General features: G+C 57.9%; 11 protein-coding genes. 8 read left to right on the top strand and 3 right to left on the bottom strand.

The features are described 5' to 3' along the window. Nucleotides 1-185: 185 nt before the first annotated feature. Nucleotides 186-1,445 carry a 6-phosphofructokinase gene (locus tag OBACDRAFT_RS09135; RefSeq protein WP_043584905.1) on the bottom strand — a complete coding sequence of 420 codons (1,260 nt, stop codon included), beginning with the start codon at nucleotides 1,443-1,445 and terminating at the stop codon, nucleotides 186-188. Nucleotides 1,446-1,603: 158 nt separating this feature from the next. Then, nucleotides 1,604-2,080 carry a VOC family protein gene (locus OBACDRAFT_RS09130; RefSeq protein WP_052361563.1) on the bottom strand — a complete coding sequence of 159 codons (477 nt, stop codon included), beginning with the start codon at nucleotides 2,078-2,080 and terminating at the stop codon, nucleotides 1,604-1,606. Between the two features lie 506 nt (nucleotides 2,081-2,586). Between OBACDRAFT_RS09130 and OBACDRAFT_RS09125 the strand changes: the two genes are divergently transcribed. From OBACDRAFT_RS09125 to OBACDRAFT_RS09110, 5 genes are all read left to right on the top strand, one after another. Beyond that, complete coding sequence (locus OBACDRAFT_RS09125) at nucleotides 2,587-3,753, top strand: LacI family DNA-binding transcriptional regulator (RefSeq protein WP_043584904.1); 1,167 nt, start codon at nucleotides 2,587-2,589, stop codon at nucleotides 3,751-3,753. A 469-nt stretch (nucleotides 3,754-4,222) separates the two neighbouring features. Beyond that, a complete protein-coding gene (locus OBACDRAFT_RS09120; RefSeq protein WP_043584903.1) occupies nucleotides 4,223-4,987 on the top strand; it encodes a PEP-CTERM sorting domain-containing protein in 765 nt (254 codons plus the stop codon). Nucleotides 4,988-5,002: 15 nt separating this feature from the next. Then, complete coding sequence (locus OBACDRAFT_RS26395; protein ID WP_081721918.1) at nucleotides 5,003-5,662, top strand: prepilin-type N-terminal cleavage/methylation domain-containing protein; 660 nt, start codon at nucleotides 5,003-5,005, stop codon at nucleotides 5,660-5,662. 174 nt (nucleotides 5,663-5,836) lie between these two features. After that, nucleotides 5,837-7,921: a hypothetical protein gene (locus OBACDRAFT_RS09115; RefSeq protein ID WP_052361555.1), complete on the top strand. Its 2,085-nt coding sequence runs from the start codon at nucleotides 5,837-5,839 to the stop codon at nucleotides 7,919-7,921. 89 nt (nucleotides 7,922-8,010) lie between these two features. Continuing rightward, nucleotides 8,011-8,538, top strand: coding sequence for an ORF6N domain-containing protein (locus tag OBACDRAFT_RS09110; RefSeq protein ID WP_043584902.1), 528 nt, complete (start codon nucleotides 8,011-8,013; stop codon nucleotides 8,536-8,538). 129 nt (nucleotides 8,539-8,667) lie between these two features. Here OBACDRAFT_RS09110 and OBACDRAFT_RS09105 read toward each other — a convergent pair whose 3' ends face one another. Then, nucleotides 8,668-9,468 carry a helix-turn-helix transcriptional regulator gene (locus OBACDRAFT_RS09105; RefSeq protein WP_043584900.1) on the bottom strand — a complete coding sequence of 267 codons (801 nt, stop codon included), beginning with the start codon at nucleotides 9,466-9,468 and terminating at the stop codon, nucleotides 8,668-8,670. 210 nt (nucleotides 9,469-9,678) lie between these two features. On the opposite strand from OBACDRAFT_RS09105, the gene OBACDRAFT_RS09100 reads away from it, so the two are divergent. From OBACDRAFT_RS09100 to OBACDRAFT_RS28030, 3 genes are all read left to right on the top strand, one after another. Further along, nucleotides 9,679-12,027 (top strand): NADP-dependent isocitrate dehydrogenase, encoded by a 2,349-nt coding sequence (locus OBACDRAFT_RS09100; RefSeq protein ID WP_043584898.1) that lies wholly within the window; start codon nucleotides 9,679-9,681, stop codon nucleotides 12,025-12,027. Nucleotides 12,028-12,363: 336 nt separating this feature from the next. After that, nucleotides 12,364-12,630, top strand: coding sequence for a DUF2164 domain-containing protein (locus tag OBACDRAFT_RS09095; RefSeq protein WP_043584896.1), 267 nt, complete (start codon nucleotides 12,364-12,366; stop codon nucleotides 12,628-12,630). 28 nt (nucleotides 12,631-12,658) lie between these two features. Beyond that, complete coding sequence (locus OBACDRAFT_RS28030; RefSeq protein ID WP_157836972.1) at nucleotides 12,659-12,835, top strand: hypothetical protein; 177 nt, start codon at nucleotides 12,659-12,661, stop codon at nucleotides 12,833-12,835. The last annotated feature ends 217 nt before the right edge of the window (nucleotides 12,836-13,052 follow it).

The following is a 13,052-nucleotide window of genomic DNA, read 5'->3' as shown; positions in this document are numbered from 1 at the left end:
CAATGACGACGCTTACGGGACGCCCGCGTTTTCTCAACGAGCATCCGGCATCTACCGTAGGGCGGGGGGGGGGGGGGAGGCAAAAGGCGTAAAAAAAAGCCGGTCCGCTTTTTGGTGCGGACCGGCTTTGGAGAGATGCGGCCGAGCCGGGGCTCGGCGTTCCCGGCGTCCACTCTGGCGACGCGTTAGAGTTCGTAGGCGGGGAGAAGTTTGTCCACGCGCACTTTGTCGAGCTTGGCAAAGATCGGGAGGCCGTTCTCGTAGGGAACTGGCGTCTCGCCTTGGATGAGCGGCGTGGCGTAGCGGACGAACTGGTGGTTCATGCTCACGCCGTCTTCGTTGATCCATTCGCGCGGGAGTTTTTTGACGCCGTTGGCAATGTCGCTCAGGGGCGCAAGGGCCGTCTCGCAGGTGTAGCTGTCGCTCTCGGCGCGAACGAGCGTGACCATGACGTCGGTCTCGCCATTGACGGCCGCCTGCACGGCTTTGACTCCGGCAAGGTAGGCTTCGTCGGAGTCGGCCTTGGAACCGGCATGAGCGGCGGCGCGCTGGGCCATGCCGAGCTTGACGGTGCGGGCTTTGACGCCGGGGAGGTGTTGTTCGACGAGGCTTTGCAGATAGTCGGCGGCGCCGCCGAGTTGGGAGTGTCCGAAGGCGTCGGTCTTGTCCTCGGCGGAGACGTAGTTGCCGTCGGCATCGACGAGTCCTTCGCCGACGACGATGAGGCAGAATTTCTCGCGTTTGAGGACGCGTTGCACGTCAGCCACGAACTTCTCCGTGGTGAAGGCGACTTCGGGCAAATAGATCAGGTGCGGGGCGTCGTGCGGGTGCTCGCGGCGTTTGGCGAGGGAGGCGCCGGCGGCGATCCAACCGGCGTTGCGGCCCATGACTTCGACGATTTGCACGAGATCATGCTGGCCCATGCCTTCGTTGTCGCAGGCGATCTCGCGGACGGTGGTCGAGATGTACTTGATGACGGAGCCGTAGCCGGGGCAGTGGTCGGTGACGGGGAGGTCGTTGTCGATGGTCTTGGGGATGCCAATGACGCGGAGGTCGTAGCCTTGCTGGGCGGCGAGCTTGGAGATTTTGTCGGCGGTGTCCTGCGAGTCGTTGCCGCCAGCGTAGAAGAAGTAGCGGATGTTGTGCGCTTTGAATACTTCGAGGACGCGGTCGAAATCTTGTTGTTTTTTGAGTTTGTAGCGGCAGGTGCCGAGGGCGGCGCCGGGTGTGGTTTTGAGGCCACGGATGGCTTGCTGCGACTCGGAGGCGAGGTCGATCAGGTCCTCGTTGAGGATGCCGAGGACGCCGTTGAGGGTGCCGTAAATTTCTTCAATGCACTCGTGGTTGAGAGCTTCGGAGACGACTCCGGCTATGCTGGCATTGATAACGGCGGTGGGGCCTCCGGATTGGCCCACCAATACATTTCCTGTGAGTTCTGCGGCCATGCTGTGTGTGTGGTTTTAAGTTGTTTTTGAAATGAGAGGGCTGGGAGCTGACGATGTGCGGATGTGCGAGACGTGTGAAAGGGATCAGCGTGTCGCGCGGGCAGAGAGAGTGGCAAACTCAAATTTCGTCTGGACCGCAGTCGGGCGGTCAGACGCGGTCAGGCGCGGTCGCTTTTGAACAACTCCCACACTTCGCCTGCCGGACCGTCAAAAAACGCCAGCCGCACGGGCACGGGGCCAATTCCATTGGTGGATTTGATCGTAACGTCCTCCGGGCCGCGCGTCACCGGATAGCCCGCGGCGCGCACCCGGGCAACGGCTTCGTCCACGTCCACCGCATGCAACGCCAGATGGAGCAGCGGTCCGGTGGCGTCGGCGGAGGCAATGGGCTGGGCCGCCGGGTCTTCAAACACTTCGAGTCGGCAATTCCCACCGATGTCGAGCAGGACGCAGCGAAGTCCGTTGGGGCGCGACCAGGCGACGTGTTCGCGGAAGCCGAGCACGTCGCGATAAAACGCGAGCGCGGCGTCCCAGTTGTTAAGGCGGAGCGCCACGTGGTGAAATCCGCCGGCCAGCGAGGCGTGCGGAGTGGTCGTGGACGGCAGGACAGCGGATGCGGACGACGATGTGGACATGGCGGTTGGAAATACGCTGGGGCGGGCAGCGCGGGAAGGGTAAAGTGGAAAAGCTGAGGTGGCGCGGGCGTCCCGCCCGCATGCTGCTCCGATGCGGGCGAGACGTCCGCGCCACTTTTGATGCCGACCCGCCCCAACGACGCTTCGCGCCGTCTGCCGGCAGGATGCCGGCGCTCCCAAGCGCTACCGCGCCAAATCCAACCTTCTCCCCCTGTCCCCCCCCCCTCGCTAAACAGTTACGAGAGGCCTCCCTACCAAGTTGGGGATAGCGATAGGTTTCTTGAAAACTCTCTAACCTTACGCAGGCCAACATTTGGAGTGCGGTGATTCATCACCGCTTTCCTCCACGCGCTTCAGCGCGTTGCAGGTATGTGTGTGGGGGGGGGGGAGGCTGAAACTGTTAAAACGCTTCGCGCAAAACGACGATAAACCGCCGCACTCCACAGACGGCTTGGAATGTTGCGCTTGCACGTTCCAGTAGATTGTCGGATGCACTTGCGGAACACATGGCCCGGCAACCCACCATCCGCGACGTCGCCCAAAAATGCGGCTTTTCCAAAAGCACTGTCTCCCTCGTGTTGCAGGACAGCTCCGAAATCCCCGACACCACCAAGACCGCCGTCCGCAAAGCCATGCAAGCGCTCGGCTACCGCCACAACCGCTTTGCCCGCAGCCTCCGCACCCGCCGCTCGCACGTAGTTGGCATGGTGATACAAGACCACCTCAACCCCTTTTACGCTGAAATCGTCCAGCACGCCGAACAACTCCTCCGCCGCCACGGCTACGACCTCGTCGTCAGCAGCAGCAACACTGACCTCGAAACCGAAGTCCTCGCCATCGAACGCCTCTTCGGCATGCAAGTGGACGGCATGATCGTATCCACCATGGACTACGCCCGTGCCGAACCCCTGCTCACCTCCATGCAGACGCAAGGAACGCACTGCGTCGTGGCCGGCCCCGCCTATCCCGGCATCCCCTTTGACGCCGCCACCATCAACGACCGACCCGCCATGCGCGCCGTGATGGAACACCTCTTTGCCCTCGGCCACCGCCACATCGGTTTCATCTGGGGAGCCCCCCCCTTCCAAGCCATCGGCGCCCGCTTCGAAGTCTTTCGCCAAGAACTCGAAACCGCCGGCCTGAGCGTGCGCGAAGAGTGGGTGAAACGCTGCGGATTTCGCCTGCAAGACGGCTACGCCGCCGCGCGCGAACTCCTGCAAACCCCGACCCAAAACCGTCCCACTGCCATTTTCGCGCTCAACGATTTACTTGCCCTCTCCACGATCCGCGCCGCCCACGACCTCAAGCTCACCGTGCCCGGTGACGTCTCCGTGGTTGGAGCCGACAACGTGCAACTCGCCACCTCCTTCTGTCCCTCGCTCACGACCATCGACCAACCCATCGAGCAATACGCCACCGAGCTGACCAACCTTGCGATCACCGGTATCGAACAAAAAACTACACCCTCCCCCGCCAAGCTCCGCGCCGCCACTCGCCGGACCTCGCGATCCCGCTCGCTAGCCGACGAAAGCACCTCGCCGCCCGATTCCCGTCTGGCGGCTGCTGCTGCCGCCGCTGCGATTCGCCCCCCCCGCTGGACTCCGCGCCGCGTTGAATTGATGGCAGGCTTCCTCGTCCGCGAAAGCACTGGGCCAGCCCCCTCAGCCAAGTAGCTTAACAAGCCTGACAGCAAACGATTATGAGCTTAAAATCGGTTCTTCGACGTTTTCAGTGGGAAGACAGGATTGCGCTATGGAGTGCGGCGATTCATCGCCGCTTTGGACGACGTGATTGATCACGTCGCCTCGCCTTCCCCTCTTGCACCCACTCTACCGTCTTGCAAAGAACGCACCGGAAGCGGGACGAAGCAGGGCGAAAGGCGGGAGGGCGGGCCGTTAAAACGACCCGTCTAAAGCGGCGATGAATCGCCGCACTCCATGTCGAACCACTGAAAATGTCGAAGAACCTTAAAATCAATAATGCTGGATCGGTCCAGAAAACAGCTTGACAGTTGGAACGGTCCAGCATTTCCTAAACAACATCCTTTCCGTCCCTGCCGACACTCCGACGGGGATTCTGTTTGAGTCCAATATGATCCCTGAAAACCAAAAACGTCCGTAATCCACTCGACTTCACCAACCTATGAAAACGACAATCTCGACACGCCTGTCGTCACTCCTACTCGCCGCCGGAATTCTCGCGGCGGCGCTTTCGGCCACCTCCAGTATCCACGCCAGCACCTACACGCTCACCACCAAAAGCTCGGACGGAGGTTTTGATGGCTGGATTACCGTTGGGAATCAGTCGAACTCAGACGGAACCCAACTGCGGGTGGGCAATGCTTGGTCCACCTTTTCAGATGCAAATCGAAGTGCCTCCGCCATTCTGATGTTTGATTTGTCCAAGCTGGATATTGATTTCACCAAAGAACAAATCGTGTCAGTGACACTGTCGTTTTACGTCACAACAATTAACAGTGCCAATACGATAACCATTACACATGGCACCAAAGCGACCAAAACATTAGTATACGGTCCCAATAATGAGGACACCCCGACAACTCTGACAAACAACAGATGGACCACTGTCGTCGGGGCCACCTCTGTAACAAAGACTGGATTGATTTCGCCCTATGATGTGACAACGACATTCCTCTCCGATGTGGCGGCTTCCAATGCCTATTCCAGCTACCGTTTAGCGCAGGCAGACACTTATATTGCCCCCGGTTCAGGAGGCAAACAAGGCGTTGCCTCGTGGGGTTTTATCGTCGCCTCTGGAGATCAAACCACCAATGCCGTGCCTACATTGACCATCACGACGCAGTCGATTCCAGAACCCGCCCACCTAGGTATTCTGCTTGGTGGCGGCATCCTGTCGCTTGTGCTTTTTATCAAACGTCATCGCTGACAACTTGTATCAACCATGAAATCCGCGTTACCCCGACCCTCATGCCACCGGGCCTTCACACTCATCGAATTGCTGACGGTCATCGCTATCATCAGCATCTTGGCAGCGATTATCATTCCCACAGTTGGCAAAGTTCGCAAAAGCGCCCGCCGCGCCGAATGTGTTTCTAATCTACGCCAGATCATGACTGCGGCACATCTCTTTGCCAACGAACATAAAGGAAATTTCCCAACAACACGGAACGTTGCGATGGGAATGTTTGCTCCCAATCCCTCTACACCCCACGATGGCGGCCTGATAACCGCCCTGCTTCCCTACGCCAATGGCAGCAAAAAGATATTTTATTGCCCAAGTGTTGTATCCCCAACCGGATTTACTTTCGCCGGACAAACGGCAAAAACAGGAGCAGAAGGCACCTCAAGCGGACCCTATTGGAACATTGGATATTATTGGAATATCACAATAGAAACCACTGTATTAAGCTCTACGCCCAGCCCATTGCCTCAAACCCAATCAGGTGATCCTCGTCGTCAAATCGCTTCATGTTTTTATCAAGGGGGAACACTCCCTCATGATGGCAGGCTCAATACTGTTTATGCCGATGGACACGTTATAGCCGTAAACAAATCCCTCGATTATCTCATTGATCCCGCAACGTTGCTGCCCAAAAAATAAGCAACCCGTCCCCCCCCCCCCCCCCGCTCCTTGGTTCGGCATCAGCCGAGCTGGCAATACTCACTGTATCTCATTTCCCTTATGCAAACCGAACAGAACCTTAATTCTATACGCCTCCGTAGTAATCGACCGAGCACATGTTATATCATTACTGCATTCATATTTGCGCTAATCTTGATTACAACAGCAGGCAGCGCACATGCTGCGGACACTGGCATCTGGATCGAAGGCGAAGACACTTTTGAAAGCAACTTTCACACAGGCAAAGTCGTCAGCGTGGGTAAAACCGGCCCCTCTGGAGGCATGTTCCTGCGCCTCTTTACTTCCAAAAACAATCCCAAGCATCCGCCTGCGCCCTATTATGCGAAATACAGAATCAAAGTCCCCACTACCGACGTTTATAATCTCTGGATTGCCAGCACACCCAACAACGCCGGATGGGCAAGCCCGCTGACCTGGCGCATAAACGGAGGCGACGAAACCACACTAAAAGGCAAAGCATGGTCGGGAGCCTCTTGGGGAAAAGCATCCGACAAATGGGCTGGCTGGGTATTTGGCTGGACACAAGCAGGTTCCGTCCAACTGGACGCTGGCGAGCATGAAATCATAATTGGTGTCAACGAACCGCGCAGCTCGGGCAGTCATTATGTTGCCTGCCTTGATGCCCTGCTACTCACCAATAACAAAACATATATCCCCGCAGGCAACCGCCCCCGCTTTTCCACACAACCGACATGGGAAGAGCGCATGAAAAATTCTTCCGAACGCGAATACACAAACGCTCTCAATCATAAACTTTACTATGAACTCATTGCTAAAACCAGCGAGCAGGTCGGGGAGGAGACATCCGCGAAAGTTTTGAAAAAAATAGCAAGCCGTCCCCTGCCCTCTGCCATTGACCGCTCGCCCGACACCACCGAATTCGGACTTCATGGCATGGAACGCCCCTACATCTCCGTCAAATACAATGCCAATGTCCCGAAAGTTGCCCGTGCCTACGATTTGATTGCCCGGGTCGGTGTGGACAGCCTTCGCACTGCTGAATCCTGTTTGCATCGTCTGACTCCCAACGAAAAGAAGGACGACACCGGCAAATTGAATATCAATTTTGACGACCTCGATTTTCAGGTCTCCAACGCTTGGAAATATGGAATGACCCATCTCTTTACAGTCGGATATCCGCAAGGCCAAATGACTGTTTCCGGGAACATGCTTTCCGCCTGCGCTCCCAAATATCACGATCTATACAGAGATTATTTTGACGCCATTTTCACCCGTTATAAAGACAAGGGGCTCCGCTGGATCGAAATGGGCAACGAAGTGGACGCTCCTTCTGTTTGGTGGAAAAAATCCACCGCTGCTCAATACGTTCAGGAAGTAAAAATGGTTTATGAATCCGCCCGCAAACATGCTCCGGAAGCTCGTATTGTGGCATTTGGCTCCACCTACTCCCGCGATGAAGAACACGGAGGCAAGGACGGCGGTCGCCGCTTCGTGGCCAAGTGTTTTGATCTCGGCGTCGATAAGTATGCGGACGCCTATTCGCTGCATCATCTCTTCGCGTTAAAAACCAAGGATTTCCCTGCATTTTTCCGACGCGAACTTGCCCGCACTGGCAATCCCGCCTCCCAGCAGAAACCACTGCTCAACACCGAGCAAAACGGCGGCACACATCCTTACGATGCGGCAAAGGCCTTTGCCCGCACCTTCTTCCTCTACGACATGCCGCGTATGGATTTTTTCATTGCCCGTGATTTTTACGAAAATGGCAACCTGCTGGCATGGGGAATGTTCGACATCGACTGGCGTCCCAAGCTGCGAATGCTGACCTATGCGTTTTCCGTGGACGCCATGCGGGGACGTGAACTCGTCGGCATTGCGCAACCCGCTCCCGGCGTAGAAGCCTACGTCTTAAAACGCAGCGATACCTACAAAGGCCGTCCTGCCACACCCGGAACGGACACCCTCTATTCCATCGTTCTCTGGAAAACAGATCGTGAACTGCTGGAGCTTCCCGCCGATGCGATCATCGAACCCGTCACGATTCGTCCCGGCCTCAAAGGTGTGAGCGCGGCCTTTTCTTGGAATCTCGACCCAATCGCCTTCAACGAAACCGCTCCCTCATTTTCCATCGGAGACGAACCCATTGCGATCTACACAAACCAACTTCCAGTGTGGAAACTGCTCACTCGCGACGAGTATCTGGCAACCGTGAAAGCCGGCAAAACCGACGCCCCGCTCCCGACCTCCAATCAGTAGCTTCAACTCACCGCAAAGGGAGAACCGTCTGAGCATAAGAAAGTTCGCACCGTCGGACAAAATTCATATGAGGACTGATTTTCCTCAACATGTCCGACGCGATCATCCCTCTCGAACGCATCCATTCGCTCATTCTGATTCTGCGCGGCCAACGTGTCATTCTGGACCGGGATCTGGCGCTGCTCTACGGCGTGACAACCAAGCGCCTCAACGAACAGGTCAAACGCAACCAGCGAAAATTTCCCGAAGACTTCATGTTTCAGCTCAACGGGGAAGAAAAAGACAAGGTGGTCGCAAATTGCGACCACCTCCGAAACCTGCGTTTTTCATCTGTTCTCCCCTATGCCTTCACCGAACACGGTGCTGTTCAGGCGGCCAATGTTCTCAACAGCGACGCAGCGTGTGAGATGAGCGTGCAAGTGGTGCGGGCGTTCGTCGCTTTGCGTCACATGATGGTCAATCACAAGGCATTATCGGCAAAGCTGGCCGAACTGGATGCCCGGATCGGCATGCATGACGACCAAATCGGGGAAATCGTAAAAACCATCCGGCAACTGGCGTCTCCCGATGGACCGCGCCACCGCCGCAAAATCGGATTCCATCCCGGCAACCGCTGATCAAGGTCGCAAATTGCGACCACCTCCATTGCGCTGTGCGATCAGCACGAACCGCCGCCCTGCTCAAACAACCGCGCTGTCTGATTGTAGTTAATAATCCGTGACACAGAAATCCGGCAAGAACGCCACTCACCCCCGCCCCTGCCCCGGGCTCCGTCCGTATTCGCGCCGGAACGCCCGGCAGAACGTCCCCGCGTTGGCGAAACCACATGCCAACGCCACATCCTGCACCGGCAACTCCGACGTCGCCAGCAACGTCTGCGCCCGCTCCAGCCGCAACCGCCGCAACAACGCCCCCGGCGACTCCGCGTAACGCGCCCGGAACGCCCGGATAAAATGCTCCCGGCTCACCCCGCACTTCTCTGCCACCAACTTCAAATTGATCGGCGACCGAAAATGACTCTGCAAATAATGGTAACCAAACTCCACCGGGTCCGCCGTCTGCGTCGCCGCCACCTGCTCCCGGTAGAGCGCGATCATCAACCGGTAAATCAATTCCGTCTCGTGATACTGGTCCCGAAAATCCCGCCCCACAAACCGCTCCCACGCCTCATCGAACAACGCCCCCGCTTCCGACTCCGGCGGCATCCGCAGCACCGCCCCAAAATCATCGCGCAACTGGTCCAGCATCGCCCGCACCCCCGGACCGATCGAGCACGACAAAAAACGCAATCGATACGGTGCCACCGCCTCCGCCGGATACCCGTAACGCGAATTCTCATCGTGCGTAAAAAGCATCGCATAACCCGGCGGCACCAGCCTCCGCCCCCGCTCGTCCTCAAAAAACCCCGCCCCCGACTCTGTCCGCTGGATCGCCAGCAACGGCGTGCGCGATCTCTCCCGGTTGTCCCAAAAATACGCCGTGCTCGTGCGCACCTCCTCGGCCGCACTCTGCACACGCGCAAACGAACTTTCACGCACCCGGGTCATTGGTCATTCGACATTCGGTATTCAACAAAGCCAGCAACCAAACCCCGTCCGCCACCCGCCTGCAATCTGACAAGTGTGACAAATGCCGCAGTTGTTTTTTGACGCAACGCCCCCGCTGACATTAGCTGGCCCGCTTTACGCATCATCCGCAGCGCACCACAACAGACTCACACCACACACAACCAACCAGCCGTCAGCCAGCCACACAACATGTCCAACGCCACCCAGCCCACCATTATCTACACCAAGACCGACGAAGCCCCCGCGCTTGCCACCTATTCGCTCCTTCCTGTCATCCAGGCGTTTACCAAACACTCCGGCATCGCCATCGAAACCCGCGACATCTCCCTCTCCGGCCGCATCCTTGCCGCCTTCTCCGACCTCCTCCCCCCCCCCCAACGCACCCCCGATGCCCTCGCCGAACTCGGCGCCCTCACCCTCAAACCCGAAGCCAACATCATCAAACTCCCCAACATCTCCGCCTCCATTCCCCAACTCAAAGCCGCCATCGCCGAACTCCAAACCCTCGGCTACGCTCTGCCCGACTACCCCGAAACTCCGAAAAACGACGCCGAACGCGACGCCAAAGCCCGCTACGACCGCGTCAAAGGCTCCGCCGTCAACCCCGTCCTCCGCGAAGGCAACTCCGACCGCCGCGCCCCCAAAGCCGTCAAAGACTACGCCCGCAAACACCCCCACACCAACAAACCCTTCACCCCCGGCTCCAAGACCCGCGTCGTCTCCCTCGACCAAGGCGATTTTTACGGTAACGAAAAATCCATTACACTCGCCGCCCCCACCACCGTCCGCATCGAACTCCTGCCAACATCCAACATCCAACATCCAACATCCAACATCCAACGCCCAGATGAAACCAATGGCGCGGCAGCGCCCCACTTGGATGTTGGATGTTCGGCGTTGGATGTTGGACGTTCGTCGCGCAGCGACGCCCCCTTCATCCTCAAAGACAAACTCCCCCTCCTCACCGGAGAAATCCTCGACGCCACCGTCCTCCGCAAAAAAGACCTCCTCGCCTACTACGAAACCCAAATCGCCCGCGCCAAAACCGACGGCATCCTCCTCTCGCTCCACCTCAAGGCCACGATGATGAAAGTCTCCGACCCCATCCTCTTTGGCCACGCCGTGCGCGTATTCTTCAAACCACTACTCGAAAAACACGCCCCCACCCTCGCCCGCCTCGGTGTTGACCTCAACAACGGCCTCGGCGACCTCGTATCCAAAATCCAAACACTCCCCGACGCCGAACGCGCCGCCATCGAATCCGACATCCAAGCCGCCTACGCCGCCGGACCCGGCCTCTCCTACGTCAACTCCGACAAAGGCATCACCAACCTCCACGTCCCCAGCGACGTCATAGTTGACGCCTCCCTCCCCGCCCTCATCCGCGCCGGAGGCAAAGTGTATGACTCCCAAGGCAAACTCCAAGACACCCTCATCCTCATTCCCGACCGCAGCTACGCTGGCGTTTACCAAGCCGTCATCGACTTCGTAAAACAACACGGCCCCCTCGACCCTGCCACCATCGGCTCCGTCCCCAACGTCGGCCTCATGGCCCAAGCCGCCGAAGAATACGGCTCGCACAACAAAACCTTTGAAATCCCCACCGACGGCACCGTCCGCATCATCGACACCGCCACCGGCCAAACCCTCCTCGAACACACCGTTGCCGCTGGCGACATCTGGCGCGCCTGCCAGGCCAAGGACATCCCCATACAAGACTGGGTAAAACTCGCCGTCACCCGCGCCCGCCTCTCCAACACCCCCGCCATCTTCTGGCTCGACGCCGCCCGCGCCCACGACGCCCAGATCATCGCCAAAGTCCAGACGTATCTAAAAAATCACGACACCACAGGCCTCGACCTCCGCATCCTCCCCCCCGCCACTGCCTGTAAACTCACCCTCGAACGCCTCGTCAAAGGCCAGGACACCATCAGCGTCACCGGCAACGTCCTTCGCGACTACCTCACCGACCTCTTCCCCATCCTCGAAGTCGGCACCTCTGCCAAAATGCTCTCCATCGTCCCCCTCATTGCCGGCGGCGGACTCTTTGAAACTGGCGCAGGCGGCTCCGCCCCCAAGCACGTGCAACAATTCCTCGAAGAAAACTACCTCCGCTGGGACAGCCTCGGAGAATTCTTTGCCCTTGCCGCCTCGCTCGAACACCTCGCCACGACCCTCAAGCACGCCAAGGCCAAAGTCCTTGCCGACACCCTCGACACCGCCAACGGCAAATTCCTGGAAAACGACAAATCTCCCGGTCGCAAACTTGGCACCACGGACAACCGCGGCAGCCATTTCTATCTCGCCCTCTATTGGGCGCAGGCCCTCGCCGCGCAGACGCAAGACCCCGACCTTGCCAAACACTTCGCTCCCATCGCCGAGAAACTCACGGCCAACGAACAAAAAATCGCCGCTGAACTCCTCGCCGTGCAAGGCCAGCCCGCCGACATCGGAGCCTACTATCGTCCCGACGAAGCCAAAGCCTCCACCGCCATGCGTCCCAGCCCCACGCTCAACGCCATCCTCGCAACGCTATAAGATTCCAGTGGCGCGGTAGCGCCCGTAGCGCAGGCATCTTGCCTGCAATTGAGTCAATGGCGCGAAGCGCTGCTTCCCAAAAATAAGCACAGCAAACGTCACCGCGCTTCGCGCAATCAATTTAGATTGCAGGCAAGATGCCTGCGCTACAGGCGCTACCGCGCCACTGGAAACCTCAAAGAACCATGGATTTCATTCGCGTCTATTCGCGACCATTCGCGGTTGGCTTGTGAGGGAGGGAGGGGATTGAATTGAGAACAAAACAACGACCAATTCACCACCGTATCGCAGACATCTTGCGCGACAACGGACTGCTGGTTATTGAACCCATTTCCCATGTCCCTCGACCTTACCAACGACGAAACCGCCCGGTTCATTTCCTCGCTCAAGAAGTATTTTGAAACCGAATACGACCAAGCGCTCACCGAAATACAGGCACGTCAACTCCTCGGCTACATCCAGAAAGAAATCGCCCCGACCGCCTACAACCGCGGCGTCCACGACGCCGAAACCTTTTTCCGCACCAAACTCGAAGACCTCCCCGCCTCCTGCTTCGAACCTGAAATGGCTTATTGGATACAATCAAAAAAAAGAAAAACGTAAGGCCTGTGTCCCGCCAAATCCGCTTAGCGTGATTCTGATTGCCCGTTTCCCGATTATCGACGCCTCTGGATGCATGGGAGCCAAATACGTACCAACCATCAAAGACCAGAAAGCCGCTCAACGTTTTCAGTTGAAACAAAGCCAGTTGCCCAAACTCAAAAAAGTGACGGCCAACCAAACTGCGAAAAACCGTAAGAAAAAATAAGCCTCCCGCCACGCCCGCCTCCTCCCGCCCGTCACTCGCCCTTCCCCCGACAATTCCCATCCATCTCATTTTGCTCCTTAGAGCGTTTTCAGTTGAGTTGTGTCCGTTGTCTTGGCGGTAGGGAGGCCTCTCCGAGGCCTCCGTTGTGCGTGGTGAGAGGATGCGAAACTCATAGGTGGTTGGAGCGTGGTTTCGGAGGCCTCGGAGAGGCCTCCCT

Origin of the sequence: Geminisphaera colitermitum TAV2, assembly GCF_000171235.2 — a bacterium.
Lineage (GTDB): Bacteria > Verrucomicrobiota > Verrucomicrobiia > Opitutales > Opitutaceae > Geminisphaera > Geminisphaera colitermitum.
This window is presented reverse-complemented; position numbering and strand designations above follow the sequence as displayed.